General features: G+C 62.8%; 21 protein-coding genes. 8 read left to right on the top strand and 13 right to left on the bottom strand.

Annotation, left to right across the window (positions count from 1 at the left end; genetic code table 11):
• The first annotated feature begins 205 nt into the window (after positions 1-205).
• The gene (locus AC3CCE_RS05015; RefSeq protein ID WP_023669941.1) at positions 206-1165 is read left to right on the top strand and encodes a Gfo/Idh/MocA family protein; all 960 of its coding nucleotides are present in this window, start codon (positions 206-208) and stop codon (positions 1163-1165) included.
• Positions 1166-1229: 64 nt separating this feature from the next.
• Here AC3CCE_RS05015 and mnmA read toward each other — a convergent pair whose 3' ends face one another.
• Complete coding sequence (gene mnmA / locus AC3CCE_RS05010) at positions 1230-2420, bottom strand: tRNA 2-thiouridine(34) synthase MnmA (protein ID WP_027049863.1); 1191 nt, start codon at positions 2418-2420, stop codon at positions 1230-1232.
• Between the two features lie 257 nt (positions 2421-2677).
• Between mnmA and sciP the strand changes: the two genes are divergently transcribed.
• Entirely contained in the window at positions 2678-2953 is a 276-nt protein-coding gene (gene sciP, locus AC3CCE_RS05005; protein WP_013529904.1) for a CtrA inhibitor SciP, read from the top strand.
• Positions 2954-3019: 66 nt separating this feature from the next.
• On the opposite strand, the gene AC3CCE_RS05000 is transcribed toward sciP, so the two are convergent.
• Positions 3020-3949 (bottom strand): NADP-dependent oxidoreductase, encoded by a 930-nt coding sequence (locus AC3CCE_RS05000; RefSeq protein ID WP_352624170.1) that lies wholly within the window; start codon positions 3947-3949, stop codon positions 3020-3022.
• Between the two features lie 92 nt (positions 3950-4041).
• Here AC3CCE_RS05000 and AC3CCE_RS04995 point away from each other — a divergent pair, with 92 nt between their 5' ends.
• A complete protein-coding gene (locus AC3CCE_RS04995; RefSeq protein ID WP_352624168.1) occupies positions 4042-4443 on the top strand; it encodes a winged helix-turn-helix transcriptional regulator in 402 nt (133 codons plus the stop codon).
• A 109-nt stretch (positions 4444-4552) separates the two neighbouring features.
• On the opposite strand, the gene AC3CCE_RS04990 is transcribed toward AC3CCE_RS04995, so the two are convergent.
• Positions 4553-4930: a flagellar export protein FliJ gene (locus tag AC3CCE_RS04990; RefSeq protein ID WP_023669945.1), complete on the bottom strand. Its 378-nt coding sequence runs from the start codon at positions 4928-4930 to the stop codon at positions 4553-4555.
• A 449-nt stretch (positions 4931-5379) separates the two neighbouring features.
• On the opposite strand from AC3CCE_RS04990, the gene ctrA reads away from it, so the two are divergent.
• The gene (gene ctrA, locus AC3CCE_RS04985; RefSeq protein WP_006203583.1) at positions 5380-6075 is read left to right on the top strand and encodes a response regulator transcription factor CtrA; all 696 of its coding nucleotides are present in this window, start codon (positions 5380-5382) and stop codon (positions 6073-6075) included.
• A gap of 86 nt (positions 6076-6161) precedes the next feature.
• Here ctrA and AC3CCE_RS04980 read toward each other — a convergent pair whose 3' ends face one another.
• Together AC3CCE_RS04980 and chpT are read right to left on the bottom strand one after the other, a co-directional pair.
• Positions 6162-6530 (bottom strand): response regulator, encoded by a 369-nt coding sequence (locus tag AC3CCE_RS04980; protein WP_352510441.1) that lies wholly within the window; start codon positions 6528-6530, stop codon positions 6162-6164.
• 244 nt (positions 6531-6774) lie between these two features.
• Complete coding sequence (chpT, locus tag AC3CCE_RS04975; protein ID WP_023669947.1) at positions 6775-7404, bottom strand: histidine phosphotransferase ChpT; 630 nt, start codon at positions 7402-7404, stop codon at positions 6775-6777.
• A 390-nt stretch (positions 7405-7794) separates the two neighbouring features.
• Here chpT and AC3CCE_RS04970 point away from each other — a divergent pair, with 390 nt between their 5' ends.
• Entirely contained in the window at positions 7795-8331 is a 537-nt protein-coding gene (locus AC3CCE_RS04970; protein ID WP_245259859.1) for a DUF1134 domain-containing protein, read from the top strand.
• A gap of 155 nt (positions 8332-8486) precedes the next feature.
• Complete coding sequence (locus tag AC3CCE_RS04965) at positions 8487-9647, top strand: coiled-coil domain-containing protein (protein WP_352510442.1); 1161 nt, start codon at positions 8487-8489, stop codon at positions 9645-9647.
• A gap of 38 nt (positions 9648-9685) precedes the next feature.
• On the opposite strand, the gene AC3CCE_RS04960 is transcribed toward AC3CCE_RS04965, so the two are convergent.
• The 6 genes from AC3CCE_RS04960 to AC3CCE_RS04935 form a co-directional block, all read right to left on the bottom strand.
• On the bottom strand, positions 9686-10480 hold the full coding sequence (locus tag AC3CCE_RS04960) for a TrmH family RNA methyltransferase (protein WP_023683629.1): 795 nt from the start codon (positions 10478-10480) through the stop codon (positions 9686-9688).
• Between the two features lie 71 nt (positions 10481-10551).
• Entirely contained in the window at positions 10552-10890 is a 339-nt protein-coding gene (locus AC3CCE_RS04955; protein WP_023669951.1) for an ArsR/SmtB family transcription factor, read from the bottom strand.
• Positions 10891-11043: 153 nt separating this feature from the next.
• Complete coding sequence (locus AC3CCE_RS04950; RefSeq protein WP_352510571.1) at positions 11044-11814, bottom strand: HugZ family pyridoxamine 5'-phosphate oxidase; 771 nt, start codon at positions 11812-11814, stop codon at positions 11044-11046.
• Between the two features lie 35 nt (positions 11815-11849).
• Entirely contained in the window at positions 11850-13016 is a 1167-nt protein-coding gene (locus AC3CCE_RS04945) for a CaiB/BaiF CoA transferase family protein (RefSeq protein WP_352510444.1), read from the bottom strand.
• A gap of 6 nt (positions 13017-13022) precedes the next feature.
• The gene (locus AC3CCE_RS04940) at positions 13023-13784 is read right to left on the bottom strand and encodes a 3-hydroxyacyl-CoA dehydrogenase (protein ID WP_023683632.1); all 762 of its coding nucleotides are present in this window, start codon (positions 13782-13784) and stop codon (positions 13023-13025) included.
• A 106-nt stretch (positions 13785-13890) separates the two neighbouring features.
• Positions 13891-14427, bottom strand: coding sequence for a GNAT family N-acetyltransferase (locus tag AC3CCE_RS04935; protein ID WP_023686191.1), 537 nt, complete (start codon positions 14425-14427; stop codon positions 13891-13893).
• Between the two features lie 271 nt (positions 14428-14698).
• Here AC3CCE_RS04935 and AC3CCE_RS04930 point away from each other — a divergent pair, with 271 nt between their 5' ends.
• The gene (locus AC3CCE_RS04930; RefSeq protein WP_023699707.1) at positions 14699-15685 is read left to right on the top strand and encodes a glutathione S-transferase family protein; all 987 of its coding nucleotides are present in this window, start codon (positions 14699-14701) and stop codon (positions 15683-15685) included.
• 16 nt (positions 15686-15701) lie between these two features.
• Here AC3CCE_RS04930 and AC3CCE_RS04925 read toward each other — a convergent pair whose 3' ends face one another.
• On the bottom strand, positions 15702-16202 hold the full coding sequence (locus AC3CCE_RS04925) for an NUDIX domain-containing protein (protein ID WP_352510445.1): 501 nt from the start codon (positions 16200-16202) through the stop codon (positions 15702-15704).
• 71 nt (positions 16203-16273) lie between these two features.
• Between AC3CCE_RS04925 and AC3CCE_RS04920 the strand changes: the two genes are divergently transcribed.
• Complete coding sequence (locus AC3CCE_RS04920) at positions 16274-17200, top strand: metallophosphoesterase family protein (RefSeq protein ID WP_023683636.1); 927 nt, start codon at positions 16274-16276, stop codon at positions 17198-17200.
• On the opposite strand, the gene AC3CCE_RS04915 is transcribed toward AC3CCE_RS04920, so the two are convergent.
• Complete coding sequence (locus AC3CCE_RS04915) at positions 17201-17818, bottom strand: hypothetical protein (protein ID WP_023711104.1); 618 nt, start codon at positions 17816-17818, stop codon at positions 17201-17203.
• Positions 17819-17834 lie beyond the last annotated feature (16 nt).

Below are 17834 nucleotides of genomic sequence, written 5' to 3'. Positions count from 1 at the left end.
ATCGAAAGGCATTTCGAGGCGTTCGCCAAGGTCGCGCGGATATAAGGTTGGGAGGGCGAGCCTGTCAAGCATCGATGCGCGAGGGGCGCCGGCATATTGTCGCCGGTAAAAGCTTTGCCGGGCTGGCATTTCCGGTAAGCCACCGGGGTTGAGTTCGACCGGGCACGCCGCTATGTCTCGGCCAAGAAATTAGAGTTTGAAGCTGATGAAGCCGCGCATTGCAGTCCTCGGTTGCGGATACTGGGGCAGCAACCACATCCGCACCCTCAAGGCGCTCGGCGCGCTGCATGCGGTTTCCGATGCCAATCGGGCGCGGGCCGAAGGCTTTGCCAGCGAGCAGGACTGCCTGGCGATCGAGCCCGACCAGCTGTTCGTGCGTGATGATATCGACGCCATCGTCATGGCGCTGCCGCCGCAGTTCCATGCCGATCTTGCCGTGCGCGCCGCTGAGGCCGGCAAGGACGTGCTGGTGGAAAAGCCGATTGCGTTGACCGTGCCCGACGCCGAGCGCGCCGTGCAGGCGGCCAGGGACAATGGCCGCGTGTTCATGGTCGGCCATGTCTTGCGCTTCCATCCCGCCTTCGAGACGCTGAAGGCGCTGATCGACAATGGCGAGCTCGGCGAGGTCCGCTACATCCACTCGCACCGGCTCGGCCTCGGCAAATTCCACACCGAGAACGACGCACTGTGGGATCTGGCGCCGCACGATCTGTCGATGATCCTGGCCATCACCGGCACCGAGCCGATCGAGGTCAGGGGCGAGGGGGCGGCACTCCTCGACAATCTCAGCGATTTCGCGCATCTGCACATGCGTTTTCCCAACGGGCTGCGCAGCCATCTCTTCACCTCGCGGCTCAATCCCTATCGCGAGCGGCGGCTGACCGTGGTCGGCACCAAGGCAATGGCGGTGTTCGACGATGTCGAGCCATGGGAGCGCAAGCTGGCCGTCTACCGCCACGCGGTGTGGCAGGACAGCGGCCAGTGGGCCTTCACCACCAACGAGCCGTCCTATGTCGCGGTCGGCCAGGGCATGCCGCTGACACGCGAGCTCGAGCACTTTATCCAGTGTATCGAGACGCGGGCCGAGCCGCGCACCAGCGGCGAGGAAGCCATCAGGGTGCTGCGCATCCTGACGGCGGGCACGGTCACGCACACAAAGTCCTGAGACCGTTTCGAAACTCTGCTCTTAAGGCAGATCGAAACTAAAACTGTCTCCGAGAGGGTAGTGTTTACTCAGCGGGAATCTGCGCCGGCCTGGCTGCGAGCCGGCTGAGCATGGCTTCGGCCTCGGCGCCGCGCTCGGAGCGCTCGATGAAGCCGCCGCCGAAAACGCGGGCTTCGTTGCCGTCGTCGGAATAGAGCACGCAGGCCTGTCCCGGCGCGATGCCGGACTCGCCGTCGACCAGTTCGACAAAGGTGCTGCCGGCGCGGTGATGCAGCACGGCCGGGCGCGGCGGCCGCGTCGAGCGGACCTTGGCGAACAGCTCCATGCCGGCGGCCGGAATGTCGGACAGCGCGCGATCGCCCAGCCAGTTCATGTTGCGCAGATAGATCTTGTGGGTCTCCAGCGCCTCGCGCGGGCCGACGATGACACGGGCCCGGTCGGCGTCGAGATGGACGACGTAAAGCGGCTCGCCCGAGGCGATGCCGATGCCGCGGCGCTGGCCGATCGTATAGCGCAGGATGCCGTCATGGCGACCGAGCACGCGGCCGTCGATATGGACGATGTCGCCTGGGTTGGCGGCAGCTGGCTTCAGCTTGGCGATGATGTCGGAATATTTGCCCTGCGGCACGAAGCAGATGTCCTGACTGTCCTGCTTGGCGGCAACGGTCAGCCCCATTTCTTCGGCGATGGCCCGCACCGCAGGCTTGGACAGCCCACCCAGCGGAAAGCGCAGATAGTCGATCTGCGCCTGCGTGGTGGCAAACAGGAAATAGCTCTGGTCGCGGTCGGCATCGACGGGCCGGAATAGCGCGCGGTGGGCGCCATTGGCCCCGGAGCGGATATAGTGGCCGGTGGCGAGCGCATCGGCGCCAAGGTCCTTGGCGGTGGCCAAAAGGTCGGCGAACTTCACCGTCTGATTGCAAGAGACGCACGGAATGGGCGTTTCGCCGGCGACGTAGCTTTCGGCAAACGGGTCGATGACCGCCTTACGGAAGCGCTCCTCATAGTCGAGCACGTAATGCGGAATGCCCAGTGTCTCGGAAACGCGGCGGGCATCGTCAATGTCCTGGCCGGCGCAGCACGACCCGGCCCGGTGCGTTGCGGCGCCATGATCGTAGAGCTGCAGCGTGACGCCGACGACATCATAGCCTTCGCGCTTCAGCAGACCGGCGACGACGGACGAGTCGACACCGCCCGACATGGCGACGACGACGCGGGTGTTTTGCGGGCTGGCGGGAAGGTCGAGGCTGTTCATGGTTCTTTCGTTCTGCGCGGCGCTTCAATGGCAGTGGCGCGAATATAGGTCAACCACACCAGCGGCGCCAGCTTTGCGGCGGTGCCGATTTTGCGGGAAAATTGCGCGTCTGCCCGCCGTTGCCTCAAATGCCGACGAAAAGACTAACGCGGCGTTCATGATCCTTACCTACTCATTAGGGTTCGCTTAGGCAATTTTTAAAGCTGTGGCGGTAATGTGGTGGGGATTGGGTCTTTGAGTTTTTAGTAGAGAGTACGATGACCGATCTTGTTAGACCGCGAGTCAAATATGTTATTGGGCCTGACGGCAGCCCTCTTACGATTGCCGATCTTCCGCCGACGAATACACGTCGCTGGGTTATCCGGCGCAAGGCGGAAGTGGTTGCTGCGGTCCGCGGCGGGCTTTTGAGCCTCGACGAGGCATGCCAGCGCTACAAGCTGACCACCGAGGAATTCCTGTCCTGGCAAGCGTCGATCGACGAATACGGCCTTGCCGGGCTGCGCACGACGCGCATCCAGCAATACCGGCACTAGAGCCAGGACCACAACAGAAAAGGGCGCGGTAACCGCGCCCTTTTGCCTGTCGGTAATGCCTGCTGCTCAGACCGTCAGCACCACCTTGCCGATCGGCCTGGTGGCGAGAAAAGCGTGCGCGGCGCCCGCCTGTTCGAGCGGAAAGCTCTTTGCCACATGGACCGCAAGCTTTCCCGCATCGACCAGTTTGCCAAGTTCGACGAGGCCTTCACGGTCGGGCACGACGGACATGCGCTCGACGCGGATCCCACGCGCAGCAGCCTTGGCTCGGGTGGTGTCGTGGACATTGAGCAGCGACACCAGGACCCCACCGTCCTTCAGGACTGTCAGCGATTGGTCGGCATGGTCGCCGCCCATCGGCTCCAGCACCAGGTCGATGTCGCTGACCTCGGCGGCGAAATCTCCTTTGGTGTAGTCGACCACTTCATCGGCGCCGAGCGAGCGGACGAAATCGAGTTTCTTCGGGCTGGCGGTGGCGATGACATAAGCGCCGTGCGCCTTGGCGATCTGCACCGCCAGATGCCCGACGCCGCCGGCCGCAGCATGGATCAACACGCGCTGGCCGCGCTTCAGGCCGCCATGGCGGACAAGGCCTTGCCAGGCGGTCAGACCGGCCAGCGGCAGCGCGCCGGCATGATTGTGGTCGATGCCTTGCGGCTTCGGTGCGATTTCATCGGCCGGGGCCACAGCGAGCTCCGCATAGGCCGCGGCCTGCTTGGGAAAACGCGGCATGCCGAACACGGCGTCACCGACCTTGAGGCCGCCATCGACGCCTGGGCCCACCGCCTCGACCGTGCCTGAAATATCCCAGCCCAAAGTGAAGGGCGGTTCGCCCAGCAAAGGATAGTAACCGGCGCGCACCGAGCCATCGACCGGATTGATGCCGGCAGCATGCACGCGCACGAGCACTTCGCCGGACTTGGGCGAGGGCGCGGGGCGATCGGCGATGACGAGGACGTCGGGCCCGCCGACGGAATTCTGGATAACGGCACGCATGGGAGGCTCCTGCTGGGGTTTTCTGAGCCACTATCATTTGGATAGTAACATTCCCTTGTCCAGTATGTACCTTTTCCATATATAGGCACCTCATGGATAGTGATAATGATTGCGGCTCCGGCTATGACGCCTTCCAGCGGACGTGTCCTTCGCACGCCGTGCTCGAGATGCTGGCCAGCAAATGGGTCTATCTGACGGTTTGTGCGCTGCGCCGTGGCCGGATGCGCAATGGGGAACTGGCGCGTAAGCTCGAAGGCATCACACCCAAAATGCTGACGCAGACGCTGCGCGTCCTCGAGCGCGACGGGCTTGTGCGGCGCGAAATCTTTCCGGTGATCCCGCCGCGGGTCGAATATGAATTGACCGAACTTGGCCAGAACCTGGCGGGGCTGCTCACCCAGATACGCTCCTGGTCGGAAGAGCATGTGCCTGACATCAAGCAAGCGCGGGCGAGGGCAGCGGCGAACCTGGACGGGGATTTGACACGGGCCTGAAGCTGCGGCCGCCTTACGGGCCGGATCAGCAGCGCCGGAGCCTTTTGGCGCGCTACACGCAAAGCAAAGCGCGGCGTCAGGCGGCGCCGGTCGGGTTAAAACCCTGCCGTCAGCCGATCATGGCGCTGCGACCGCCGAGTTCCGCGTCGCGGATCTTGGTGTCGCGCGATTCCAGCATCTCGGCCTTGGAAAGCTCCGCTTCAGCTTCGCCGAGTAATGATTCGGCAGCGCTTCGCTGCTGGGCGAGGTCGCTTTGAGAGTTTCTGAGGTTATCACGGCGCAGACGCGCCGCCTTGGCGAAGGTCGGATAGGCAAAATGATTGATGTCGGTGATGCCGGCCTTCTTCTCCTCGGCGGTGATCTGAAGCTCCAGTTCAACGGCCATGCGCTCGAACTCGGCGATCATCATGTCGAGCTGCAGCAGCTGCCGCCGCTTCTCATTCACCTGAAATTGCTTCAGCCGAACGAGGTTTTCACGTGACTTCATGATTCGGTACTCCCGGAAACGCACACCTGCACATATCGTCCAATCCGCCCGCCAGGGCCTGGCGCCGCCCGTATCCACCGGCATTCCCCGAACTATGGGAAACAAATCCCTAAAGTTTTTTGCCGGCGGTAACCATTCGTTTACGCGCATTGTTAATCATAAGGGCGAGGACTTAAGGCCGGGTAAAAATTCCGGCTCCCGATACGGAAGCCGGCCAGCGAGTCCCTTGAGTCACTTAGTCCGACTTATTAATGTGTTGCATTAGCGATTTGGTTCTGTGATTTATCATTAGATTCAAGAGGGTGTAGAAAGGGGTTAAAAAATCTGGTACCGTCCTTGGTGCGGAATTAGGTTTTGTTAACCATTCGATGGCAGCCTCTGTTCAGGCAATCACTGCTCCGGTCCCGGATGGGTTGTGACATGGTCCGGCGGCAGAAAAGGGGAATGAAATGCGCGTTCTGCTGATAGAAGACGACAGTGCAACCGCTCAGAGCATCGAGCTGATGCTCAAATCTGAAAGTTTTAATGTTTACACGACCGACCTCGGCGAAGAAGGTGTCGATCTCGGTAAACTTTATGATTACGATATCATTCTTCTCGACCTCAACCTTCCCGATATGTCCGGCTACGAAGTCTTGCGGACACTTCGCCTGTCCAAGGTGAAGACGCCGATCCTGATCCTGTCCGGCATGGCCGGCATAGAGGACAAGGTGCGCGGCCTGGGCTTCGGCGCCGACGACTATATGACCAAGCCGTTCCACAAGGACGAGCTGGTCGCCCGCATTCATGCCATCGTGCGCCGTTCCAAGGGCCATGCCCAGTCGGTCATCACCACCGGCGACCTGGTGGTCAATCTCGACGCCAAGACCGTCGAAGTCGGCGGTCAACGCGTGCATCTGACCGGCAAGGAATACCAGATGCTGGAGTTGCTCTCGCTGCGCAAGGGCACCACGCTGACCAAGGAAATGTTCCTCAACCACCTTTATGGCGGCATGGACGAACCGGAACTGAAGATCATCGACGTCTTCATTTGCAAGCTGCGCAAGAAGCTCGACGCAGCATCCGGTGGCCAGAACTACATCGAGACGGTCTGGGGTCGCGGCTATGTGCTGCGCGAGCCGGAAGACATCCGCGTCAGCGCCTGAGCGAACACCATCCGATTGAACCCAATGCAAAAAACCCGGCTCAGGCCGGGTTTTTTGCTGTCCTTTTTGGCCGAAAACGAGCCGAATCAGGCGGCAACCTTCAAGGTACGAAATCGTTCGAGCAGTTGCGGCCGGTTGAACGGCTTCAACAGATAACCCTGGGCGCCGGCGCGCTTTGCCTTCATGATCGAGGCAACATCGACCTCGACCAGTGAGATCAGAATCTGCGGTTTGATCGTGCTCTCCATGGCGCGAACCTGGCGAATGACGTCGACCGCTTGCATGTCCGGCAGGGCGCCGTCGACGACAATCACATCAGGCATCTCGGCAGCGCACATCTCGACAGCATCAAGTCCAGTTGCCGCTTCGATGACCATCATGTCGGAGCCGCCAAGAATCCGTTTTGCAACCTTTCTGATGACGCTCGAATCGTCGACAAACATGCAGCGCTTCATTTCCGGGTCCTCTTTGCCATGGTGCGAACCGGCGGCATCCGGGTATCGGGATGCACACTAGGCCAATCTGGTAAAGAAGCAGAAAAGCCGTTAGGTAAAGTTTTTACAAACATGTCGTTTGCAGCCCCATTCGGCAGGGGCGTTGCCGGCAATGAAACTTGCCTGTTCTGAATTGCCGCAAATATCAGCGGGAAAAGATACTTGATTGTTCTTGATGCTCGGACGTCCTGCCGAGCGGCTTCGCTCAGGCCGCGGACAGCACGATCTCTTCGGCGGTCGCGTGAATCGAGATCGTCATGTTGGCCTCACGCGCCAGCAGCAGCGTGTAGTAGGGCTGGACGGTATGGGCGTCGATAGGCTCCTCGGGCTTGTTGCCGGAATGGAGTTCGAGGAATTTCGGCGGCACGCGCAGCATCGGGCCGCTTGCGGCAAGCGCAAAGCGCGGCTCGGTGTCGAGGTTTTCCAGCGTGACCACCAATCTGCCACCGCGCGGGATGGCGGCATTGGCGACGAGCAGCAAATTGAGCAGCAGCTTGACCTTGTTCTTGGGCAGCAGGGCGCGAACCCCGTTCCAGATCAATTCCGGCTTCTCGTTCTTCAGGAAGGCGATGGCGACGGACTCGGCATCGCCGGTGTCGATCATCATGCCCGCCGAACCGGCGGCACCGAAGGCGATGCGGGCGAATTGCAGGCGGGCCGAAGCGTTTCTGGCGCTCTGCCGGATCAGTTTCATGGCGTCTTCGTCGGCGCCGCCCTCGTCCAGGAGTTCGAGGCCGTTGTTGATGGCGCCGACCGGCGAAATGATGTCGTGGCAGACTCGGCTGCACAACAAGGCTGCGAGATCGGGTGCGGAGAGAGAGAAAAGCTCAGCCATCGGCGAAAAATCCCTGCTAAAATTCACTTCCTGGTGGCCGCGCGGCCGACAGCCACGCTCACCACCCGAATCACGCTCTCTCCCCCAGGCATTCTGAATACACAGCGCCCGAGCGTGCAGCAACAATCCACAATTCTTGTGAGAAAAACGGCATCTTTGCACAGGATGGGAGCCCGTGCAGACAGTCAGAAACAGCCTTCGAACCGCCATGTTCATGTGGGAGGTTAATGGTTGAAAAAGGATTACGGCATAGTTTGCCCGTAACAGTCATCCTTAACGGCCGCCTAAAGAGCCGGACGGGGTGCGAGGCGTCGGCGAAAGTGCTCCCTGACGGAGATTGGAAGCATGGTTTCCCGATTCTACGACCGGACGTTTGTCCGCGTCTTCTTCATGGCGATTGCCCTCATGGGCGCTCTCGCTTTCTCAACCTCTGCGTCGCGGGCACAGGAATACACCGCTCAGGAGATCGTCGATTCCGGTCACAAGTTCTTCGGCGCGACGTCGGGCGGTCTCGCAACCGTCGTCGAGAAGATTTTTGCCTCCTACGGCCTGCCCAATGGCTATCTGCTCGGCGAAGAGGGCTCCGGCGCGCTGATCGGCGGCCTGACCTATGGCGAAGGCACGCTCTACACCAAGAATGCTGGCGACCATAAGGTGTTCTGGCAAGGGCCTTCGCTCGGCTGGGATTTCGGCGGCGAGGGATCGCGGGTGATGATGCTCGTCTATAACCTCGACGACGTCAGCAATCTCTACAATCGGTTCGGCGGCGTTGCCGGTTCGGCCTATGTCGTGGCTGGCGTCGGCTTCAACGTGCTGCAGAACAACAGGGTGCTGCTGGTGCCGATCCGCACCGGCGTCGGCGCGCGGCTTGGCGTCAATCTCGGCTATCTGAAGCTGACGCAGAGGCCGACCTGGAATCCTTTCTGAGCGATTCCGACCACACTTCGACCCGATCAACAGATTCTGACCCGGTGCAGCTGCGGCAAACCCTTGCCGCAGCGCTGGATTTGCGTCATGCGAACATGGCAAAGTCCAGACTTGGCGGTTGCCGGATAGCGGCCCGCCCGTAACGGGTAGTCACCTTGGTTCAGTCGATCCTGTTCTTCGCCCTCGGCTTTCTGTGCGCAGGCTTTCTGGCGCTGCTGGTCGCGCCGGCCATCTGGCGGCGGGCGGTTGTGCTGACACGCAAGCGTGTCGAGGCGTCGGTGCCGCGAACGCTGGCCGAGATCCAGGCCGATAAGGACAGCTTGCGGGCCGAGTTCGCCATGACGACGCGCCGGCTCGAAATCAGCATCAAGACGCTGCGTGAGCAGGCGAATGAGCAACTCGTCGAAATCAATCGCGGCCGCGAGGCGCTGAAGGGCCTGGCGGTCGAGCGCAAGGACAAGAAGCAGGCGCTTTCGGAGCTCGGGGAAAAAAACGAATTGCTCCTGCATCGCGAGCAGCAGATACAACAGCTGTCTGACAGGCTTGCACAAACAGAGCGCACGATGGAAAAGCGCGCGCTCGAGCTGGAAAAGCTCGAGCATATGTACGACGACGCGTCCTTCTCCTCCAGCAATCGTCAGATCGAACTGGTGGCTCGCGAATCCGAGCTGGAAAAACTTGCCAACGACATTTCAGTGCTGCGCGGCCAGCGCAAGGAGGCCGACAGGCGCCATCAGGAAGTCGTCACCGAGGCCAAGGCCACGCGCGATGCCTTGAAGGCCGAAAAGAAAAGAACCGCCGACCTCGACAGAAAGCTCGAGCGCCTGCTCGCCACGCTTGCCGATCGCGAGGACAAGCTCGATCGCCGCGAAAAGGAACTGGCCCGGCTTCGCGAACGGGTGAAGGGCGAGGCTGCGGGAGGCGCCGCGGCTGCTGGCCTGGTTGGTGCGCAAGACAGTGCCCGCGCCAGGAACGAGGACATGGACAAGACGCTCGCCAAGCTCGAAGGCGACCGAGAGCGGCTCGAAGCCAGGCTGACGACGCTGGCCCGCGAAAACAAGCGGATGAAGGCGGAGCTTGGCGGTTCTGGATCCGCGAAGCCCGGGAATGGCCCCGGCAATGGCAATGATGCCGGTTCTGCCTTGCGCGAACAGATGAACAATCTGGCGGCTGAGGTCGTCCATTTGACAGCCAAGCTCGAAGGACCTGATTCACCGATCGCCAAGGCGCTGGCGGCGCCGCAGGAAACGCGGTCAGGAACCACCAGCCTGGCCGATCGCGTCCGGGCGTTGCAGAAGGCAGATTTGCCGAGCTGAGTTTCAAGCCCCGGCTTGGAATTGCCTGACTACTCCTATCAGGGCGAAAAATGGTGCAGCGCAATGGCTGACGCGGCAGCAACATTCAGGCTGTCGAACCCTTCCGACATCGCGATCCGCACCGTCCGCAGGCGGGCAAGCAGGCTCTCCGGGAGGCCCTCGCCTTCGGTACCGAGATAGAGCGCCAGTCGTTTCGGTCGCGCGGCATCGCGAATGTCAGCCTCACCACGCGGCGACAAAGCGACCTGGCCGAAGCCCAACTCGCCGAGCTTCGCGATGAAAGCTTCAGTGTCGCCGAAGGACGCAAAGGGCACCTTCAACGCGGCGCCGACGGAGACCCGGATCGCCTTGCGATACAGTGGGTCGCAACAGGTGGCGTCGACGAAGACGGCATCGGCGCCGAAGGCGGCGGCATTGCGGAAGATCGATCCGATATTGTCATGGTTGGCGATGCCGATGAGAACGACGATCAACGCTTCGGCAGGCAAGGTGTCGAGCAAGGCCTCGGCGGGCTGTGGCGTGCCCTTGCTGCCGATCGCCAATATACCGCGATGCATGTGGAAGCCGGCGATCCTGTCCATGACGGCGCTTGCCGCAACGTAGACCGGCAGGTCGGCAGGGGCCTTGCGCAGGATGTCGTCGAGCCCGGCCAGCCGGTTTTCGAGGACCAGGACCGACTCCGCAGCAAAGCGTCCGGCTGACAGCAGGACGTCCAGCACCACCTTGCCTTCGGCAACGAACCGGCCATGGCGACCGGTGAGATCGCGCTCGCGGATGTCGAGATAGGCGGCGACCCGCGGATCGCGCGCGTCGTCGATCTGGATCGGATCCATCAATACCTCGGCCGGCGAAAAATCGTCAGCGAGGTAAGGAGCGATCGGAGCCGCCAGTCAAGCCCTGCAGGTCAAGTCCCGGCGCGGCGCAGACGCGTTGCCATTTGGGACAAGTCGCCTATCCCGAAAATGCCGTCCAGCATGCGCAACAGTTCGCGCACGGCTTCGGACTTGCAGGAATAGTAGATCATCTGCCGGTCGCGGCGGGTCTCGACAAGATCGAGCGCCCTGAGCTTGGCCAGATGTTGCGACAAAGCGGACTGGCTGAGCATCACCTTTTCGGCGATGGCGCCGACCGACATTTCACCGTCGGCCAGATAGCTCATGATCAAGAGCCGCTTTTCGTTGCCCATAAGGGTCAGAAATGTCGCCGCCGATTCGGCATTGGCGATTAGTTTGGTCGAGACCATCGATGCCCCATGTTTTCCTGCTCATCCAAACGCTATGGGGGCAAATAGCGTTGGCTGCTATAATTCAGCTATGGATCACGCTGCTGATTCAGCGTCGTCTGAATCGTAGATCATTTCGCCCAAATCTCAAGACGTGCTTTTGATTCATGACGATTATCCTTGCGTAGCTGGCGCACGACCGGCTTTGGCCATGTCGACCAGAACCGGCCGCAGGTCGCGCGCGGTCTTCAACGGCTGCGGAAAATAGACCCTGCAAACGGTGTCGCCCGATGCCAGGTCCATGCCATCGGCATCGAAGCCGGTCATGGTCCAACCATCACCTTCAACCCTGGCGAAATGATGGGCATAGACGGCGATGGCGTCGAGATGGTCGGCATTCATGTGGTCGAGAGCGGATTGTTCGCTGGCGGCCAGCTCGTCGACGATCGGCCCCTCGGTGATGAGATCGGCACGGTCGAGCAGGTAGGCCTTGCCGAAGCCGCCATTCAGGCTGGCGCGCTCCGGCTCGAGCCGAAAGATCGAGAAATCGCCGAGCTCGGCATAGAGCTTTGCCTTGGGATGGCGGTTGAGATAGCGCCGCTCGGCGCGGGCATGCGCGCTCGACCCGCGTTCCAGCGGCTGCGCCCGGCAGACCAGCGTTATCCTGGGATGCGCCAGCGGATCGCCCTTGCCGGGTTCGCCGACAAGCAGCGAGCAGCGCGGCTCGGCAAGCATGGCGCCGGTATGGGCTGACAGCGCCGAGACAAGGATCAGCGGCGTGCCATCGATGTCGGTGGCGACTCCGACCCTGGAGGCCAGCGGTGCGCCGGTCGACGGCTCGATCACCGCGAGGGCGCCGAAACGGGCGCTGCGGATCAGCGTTGCGGCCAGCCTGATCGCCTCGGCGTCCGTCGCGCGAATGACGTCCTTCTTCGGCTGGTCCAAAATGCTCACCAGGTAAGTTGATTTTCTAAATCCAGTTATTGGCCAATCATGCCGGCTTTGACAAGCGCTTTGATCTCGGCTGTCGAAAAGCCGAAGCGCGCCAGCACGGTCTGCGGTCGCTGATCGTCATCTTCAGGCATGCCGGAAAGCGCCGGCTGCGAGGCCGAGAAGCGTGGCGCGGGTGCGGGCCGCTCGAGCGCACCTGCTTTCACAAATGCGTGACGCGCCCGGTTGTGCGGATGATCCCTGGCTTCGGCCAGCGACAGAACCGGCGCCACGCAGGCATCGCTTGCGGCAAACAGCGCGTCCCAGTCGTCGCGTGTCTTCTGCCGGAACCGGTCGGCAATGGCCGCGCGCATGTCCGGCCACAACGCCTTGTCGTATTGGCCGCGGACAAAATCCTCGCCGAGCGGCAGCAGCCTTGCGAATGCGGCGAAGAAGCGCGGCTCAAGGCAGCCGACCGCAACGTGGCGTGCGTCCGCCGTCTCATAGGTGTCGTAGAAGGGCGCACCGGAATCGAGCAGGTTGGCGCCGCGCCGGTCGCTCCACAGACCTGCCGACATGAAGGCGTGTATGGGGGCCGCCAGCATCGAAGCGCCCTCGACCATCGCTGCGTCGATCACCTGGCCTTTGCCGGAGCGCGAGCGCTCGAACAGCGCTGCAAGCACCCCGGCGATCAGCATCATGGCGCCGCCGCCATTGTCGGCGATCAGATTCAGCGGCGGCACCGGCCGACCTTCCTCCCGGCCGATGGCATGCAACACACCCGAATAGGCGAGGTAGGTGATGTCGTGGCCGGCACGACCTGCGAGCGGCCCGTCCTGGCCGAAGCCGGTCATGCGGCCGTAAATCAGCGCCGGATTGCGCGCCAATGCAGCATCCGGGCCGAGACCAAGCCGCTCCATCACACCGGGGCGAAAGCCTTCGACAAACAGATCGGCCTTTTCGGCAAGGCGCAGCAGCAGTTCCGTTCCTTTGGCCTGCTTGAGGTCGACGCGCAGGATGGAGCGGCCGTGACGGTCGAGATTGTACGCATCGGAGAGCGGCAGCAGGGGTTGGTCCGAACCGGTGCGCTCGATGCGCAGCACCTCGGCGCCCATCTCCGACAGCATCAGCCCGGCCAGAGGCACCGGGCCGAGCCCAGCCATCTCGATGACTTTCAGGCCGGCCAGCGGACCGGTCTTCACTGCGCCGGCCGCCATGGCCGTCTATTTCGGCGCCATGCGGATTGCCCCATCGAGGCGGATGGTTTCGCCGTTCAGCATCTGGTTTTCGACGATATGCAGGGCGAGCGCGGCATATTCGGACGGCTCGCCGAGGCGGGACGGGAAGGGCACGGCCGCGCCGAGCGAATCCTGCACCTCCTGCGGCATGCCGGCCATCATTGGCGTCTTGAAGATGCCGGGCGCGATGGTGCAGACGCGAATGCCGGAGCGCGCCAGGTCGCGGGCAACCGGCAGCGTCATGCCGACGACGCCGCCCTTGGATGCGGCATAGGCGGCCTGGCCGATCTGGCCATCATAGGCGGCCACCGACGCGGTGTTGACGATGACGCCGCGCTCGCCGCCCTGCAGCGGTTCGAGTTTGGCGGCACGGTCGGCGACGAGGCGGATCATGTTGAAGGTGCCGATCAAATTGATCTCGATCACCTTGCGGTACTGGTCGAGCGGATGTGGACCATCCTTGCCGATCGTCTTCACGCCGATGGCAATGCCCGCGCAATTGACCAGGATGCGCGCTGGCCCAAGTCTCTTTTCCACCTCGGCGACCGCGGCCGCACCGCTGTCGGCGCTGCTCACATCGCACTGGATGGCGGCGCCGCCAATGTCGCCCGCCACCTTCGATGCCCGGTCGATGCCGATATCGAAAATGGCGACGCGCGCGCCCTTGTCGGCCAGCGCGCGGGCGGTTGCCTCGCCGAGGCCGGAGCCGCCGCCGGTTACGATCGCAATCTGGCCGTTCGGGTTCATGCTGCATGCTCCGTGCTGTTCCAGGTCATGCTACGGAGGTCGCCGCCATGGTGCAACCTGACCAATGGGGATCCATCGCGACCGGTGCCGCGACCGATCCTGGAGCTCAGGCCATCACTGGTGCCTGCTCCGCGATCCTGGCAAGGCTGGCATGGCCGACCTCGCCGGAGAGCCGCGCCACGGCACCGGGCACGATCTCGTGCGACAGCAGCCGGTCGAGGTCGACCGGGCGCGGCATGGAGATCTGGCCGCGGGGGATCTTTCTGAAGCCGAGCGGGCCGTAATAAGGCTCGTCGCCGACAAGGATCACCGCCGGCGCGCCGGCCTTGGCGGCCGCCTCCAGCGCGATCGCCACGAGCCGGCGGCCGATACCGAGATTCTTGAAGGCGGGCCGCACGGCGAGCGGCCCGAGCATCAGCGCGCGTCCGGCGCCGGCGGCGATGCGGGTCATGCGCACCGAAGCAACGACGATGTCGCCATCCATGGCGACAAAGGATAGCGAGCGCTCGTGGCCGCCGGTCTCGCGAATCTTGTAGGCGGCCAGCACGAAACGGCCGGGGCCAAAGGCTTCGTCGTTGATGGCTTCGATTTCGGGATCATGCGCCGGAGTTTCCGGCAGGTATTTCACGTCGGCAAGGCTCATGGTCTTCGCGGTCCGATAAAGAGGAAAGGTTGCTGCAAGCGGCAGCGTTCGCCAGTCAGCGCTTTCTAAGCGCGGGCGCCCTTTCGTCGTCGGTCAAACCGGATCAAGCCAAGATCGAACATGCGGAGTGTCCGCTAGCATCAATTTCCGGCGGCTGCAATCGGCTGTTTTCATCCGGCGTTTCATACGAGTGACGCTCTGTTCAGCAGATGACGGCTTCGGCATTGCCGCCTTGCGACTACATTGGCCAAGGCACGCAAGGAGATTTCGTATGGGATTGCTGGTCGAAGGCAAATGGCAGGACCGTCCGGCCAATGTCGATAGCAGCGGCAGGTTCATCCGCGCCGAGACGCAGTGGCGTGACTGGATCACGCGCGACGGCGCGCCGGCGCAAGGTCGTACGCGCGGCTTCAAGGCCGAGCCCGGACGCTACCATCTTTATGTCTCGCTCGCCTGTCCGTGGGCGCACCGCACGCTGATCTTTCGCGCGCTGAAGAAGCTAGAAGACATCATCCCGGTTTCAGTCGTGCATCATTTCCTCGGTGCTGAGGGCTGGACGTTTTTGGCCGAGGATGGCGCCACCGGCGACACGCTCTACGGCCTCGACTTCCTGCACCAAATCTACACCAAGGCCGATCCAGCCTATTCGGGCCGGGTTTCGGTGCCGGTGCTGTGGGACAAGAAGGAAGAGACCATCGTCTCCAACGAATCCGCCGAAATCATCCGCATGCTCAATTCGGCCTTCGACGAGTGGGGCGATGCCGCTCTCGATTCCTATCCGCCAGGCCTGCGCGGCGAGATCGACAAGGTCAATGCGCTGGTCTTTCCCGCCGTAAACAACGGCGTCTACCGCGCCGGCTTTGCCACCACGCAAGCGGCCTATGAAGAGGCGTTCGGCGAGCTGTTCGCGGCGCTCGACACGCTGGAGGGCCGACTGTCAAAACAGCGCTATCTCACTGGCGAGCGTGTCACCGAGGCCGATTGGCGGCTGTTCACCACGCTGGTGCGTTTCGACCCGGTCTATGTCGGCCATTTCAAATGCAATCTGCGCCGCATCGCCGACTATCCGAACCTTTCGAACTATCTGCGCGACCTCTACCAGGTGCCCGGTATCGCCGGCACGGTGAACCTGCACCACATCAAAATGCACTATTACGGCAGCCACGAGAGCATCAACCCGACGCGCATCGTGCCGGTCGGGCCTGGGCTCGACTATGGCGCGCCGCACGACCGGGCGCGGTTCAGGCAGGCGGCGTGAGCATCGGATTGACAGCCTACCAGTACGGCGATACCGGCTCGCCTTCAAAAACCTCGGCAAGCCGCCGCAGCGTCGCCGGCGTCGTGCCATGCGGCAAGCGGTCGAGCGGAAAGAAGCCTGCTTCGGCGATCTCGTGGTCCGGCAGTTTCGGCGCGGTCTGGTTGAAGGTTTCGATGAGATAGAGGCCGACATGGTCGCGGCGGCTGGAGCGGCGGTTGAAATGCATCGACTTCAGCACCGGCGGGGCGGTGAGCGCGATATTGCCTTCCTCGGCCAGTTCCCGCGCCAGCGCTTCGCCAAGCGTTTCGCCGACCTCGACGCCGCCGCCCGGCAATTGCCAGCCGGGGACATAGGTGTGGCGGATGAGGAAGACGGTGTTCGAGGCGCGATCGTGGATCAGGCCGCGCACGCCCAGCGTCATCGGCCGCCGCAGCAGGAAATAGAGATGGAACAGCCTTGCCCTGAGGCCTGCCCAGCCGGTCTGGCGAAACGCCTGCTCCGGGTCCGATATAGCCATGACTAGCGAAACCGTGGATGGGCAGGAAACAGTGAGTGGAAAGCGGGGAGCGCGTCGCCTATGAAGGAAGGATGTTCAGGCTCGCGCATATTTCCGATGTCCATCTGGGGCCGCTTCCCGGTGTAACCTATCGCGAACTCGCGTCCAAGCGCGTCGTCGGCTACGTCAACTGGCAGCGCAACCGCCGCCGCCATATGCACGATGCCGTCATCGACACCATCGTCGCCGACATGAAGGCGAGCACACCCGACCACCTCACCGTTACCGGCGATCTGGTCAATCTGGCGCTCGACGGCGAGATCGAGATGGCCAAGCACTGGCTTGAGACGCTGGGTTCGCCGGAGGATGTCTCGGTGGTGCCGGGCAACCACGACGCCTATGTGCCGGGCGCCTTCGACAAGGTCTGCCGCTCCTGGGCGGCGTGGATGAGCGGCGACGGCGTGACTGCGCCGATCGACCGCAACGCTTTTCCCTATCTGCGCGTACGCGGCAATGTCGCGCTGATCGGCGTTTCGACGGCGCGCGCCACGGCGCCGTTCATGGCCAACGGCTTCTTCCTCGAAGGTCAGGCGCAAAGGCTGGCGACAGTGCTCGACGCAACGAACAAACGCGGCCTGTTGCGGGTGATCATGATCCATCATCCGCCGGTGCGCGGCGCCGTCGCCCAGCAAAAGCGCCTGTTCGGCATCTCCCGCTTCCACAAGACCGTTCATAGGCATGGCGCCGAACTCGTGCTGCACGGCCATTCGCATCTGCCGTCGCTGTTCTTCATTGGCGGGCGCGGCGCCAGGATTCCGGTCGTCGGCGTCGCCGCCGCCGGGCAGTCGCCAGGCAGCAAGAACCCGGCGGCACAGTACAATCTGCTCGATATTGACGGGGAGAAGGGCAATTGGCTGATTCGCCTGACGCGGCGCGGCCTGACCGGGCCGGCCTTGCCGCCATCGGACCTGCAGGTCATTGAACTCGGCGCGCAGACACCGAGGCCTCCAGATCGTTGATCAGAAGCTGATCTTCATCGCCATCAGGCGATCCCAAAACAGCGCGGCCGCCACCGCCAGGCCAACAAGCGCGCCGGCGGCGACCAAGCCGAGACCGGAAAGGAACGTCGACCAGCCCTTGCGGGGCACGGCTGCTTGCAAGGGCGGCTCAGCTTCCGGCACGGCGGCGCGTTTCAGGTCGGCGACGGCCGGCTCGACACCGCCCTCCATCATGCGCTGGCGCTCGACGATACGCTCCGCCACATAGCGCGTGACCTGATCGGCGACCGGTTTCATATCGGTCGATTCGGCGAGCACGACGCGGCCGATGCGGGTATCCCTGAGAAAGCGGTAGGTGCGGCGGTCGCGCCCCATGGCGACATGGCTGACGGCGTCGATCCACAGGCGGGGCTGCAGGCCGGAGGAGACGACGAAGTCGAAATTGTCCATGTCGGCGGGCACGTCGGCAAAGACCGGGGCGAGCTCGGCGGCGAGCAGATCAAGCCGCATCCGGTGCGCCTCGCGCATGTCGACCACGACATCGTCGCGATCGGCGAAGGCATTTTTCACATCGCGAACGACGTCGGACAGTTTGCGGGAGGTGTCGATGGGGGTGATGTTTTCGCCAGTGTCCTTCATCGGCGTCGCCTCGCTG

It is taken from the genome of Mesorhizobium sp. P160187 (assembly GCF_057766425.1).
This window is presented reverse-complemented; position numbering and strand designations above follow the sequence as displayed.

Coding starts and splice junctions, on each gene's coding strand:
- AC3CCE_RS05015 (WP_023669941.1), top strand. CDS start 206: ATGAAGCCGCGCATTGCAGTCCTCGGTTGCGGATACTGGGGCAGCAAC.
- mnmA (WP_027049863.1), bottom strand. CDS start 2,420: ATGAACAGCCTCGACCTTCCCGCCAGCCCGCAAAACACCCGCGTCGTC.
- sciP (WP_013529904.1), top strand. CDS start 2,678: ATGACCGATCTTGTTAGACCGCGAGTCAAATATGTTATTGGGCCTGAC.
- AC3CCE_RS05000 (WP_352624170.1), bottom strand. CDS start 3,949: ATGCGTGCCGTTATCCAGAATTCCGTCGGCGGGCCCGACGTCCTCGTC.
- AC3CCE_RS04995 (WP_352624168.1), top strand. CDS start 4,042: ATGGATAGTGATAATGATTGCGGCTCCGGCTATGACGCCTTCCAGCGG.
- AC3CCE_RS04990 (WP_023669945.1), bottom strand. CDS start 4,930: ATGAAGTCACGTGAAAACCTCGTTCGGCTGAAGCAATTTCAGGTGAAT.
- ctrA (WP_006203583.1), top strand. CDS start 5,380: ATGCGCGTTCTGCTGATAGAAGACGACAGTGCAACCGCTCAGAGCATC.
- AC3CCE_RS04980 (WP_352510441.1), bottom strand. CDS start 6,530: ATGAAGCGCTGCATGTTTGTCGACGATTCGAGCGTCATCAGAAAGGTT.
- chpT (WP_023669947.1), bottom strand. CDS start 7,404: ATGGCTGAGCTTTTCTCTCTCTCCGCACCCGATCTCGCAGCCTTGTTG.
- AC3CCE_RS04970 (WP_245259859.1), top strand. CDS start 7,795: ATGGCGATTGCCCTCATGGGCGCTCTCGCTTTCTCAACCTCTGCGTCG.
- AC3CCE_RS04960 (WP_023683629.1), bottom strand. CDS start 10,480: ATGGATCCGATCCAGATCGACGACGCGCGCGATCCGCGGGTCGCCGCC.
- AC3CCE_RS04955 (WP_023669951.1), bottom strand. CDS start 10,890: ATGGTCTCGACCAAACTAATCGCCAATGCCGAATCGGCGGCGACATTT.
- AC3CCE_RS04945 (WP_352510444.1), bottom strand. CDS start 13,016: ATGGCGGCCGGCGCAGTGAAGACCGGTCCGCTGGCCGGCCTGAAAGTC.
- AC3CCE_RS04940 (WP_023683632.1), bottom strand. CDS start 13,784: ATGAACCCGAACGGCCAGATTGCGATCGTAACCGGCGGCGGCTCCGGC.
- AC3CCE_RS04935 (WP_023686191.1), bottom strand. CDS start 14,427: ATGAGCCTTGCCGACGTGAAATACCTGCCGGAAACTCCGGCGCATGAT.
- AC3CCE_RS04930 (WP_023699707.1), top strand. CDS start 14,699: ATGGGATTGCTGGTCGAAGGCAAATGGCAGGACCGTCCGGCCAATGTC.
- AC3CCE_RS04925 (WP_352510445.1), bottom strand. CDS start 16,202: ATGGCTATATCGGACCCGGAGCAGGCGTTTCGCCAGACCGGCTGGGCA.
- AC3CCE_RS04920 (WP_023683636.1), top strand. CDS start 16,274: ATGTTCAGGCTCGCGCATATTTCCGATGTCCATCTGGGGCCGCTTCCC.
- AC3CCE_RS04915 (WP_023711104.1), bottom strand. CDS start 17,818: ATGAAGGACACTGGCGAAAACATCACCCCCATCGACACCTCCCGCAAA.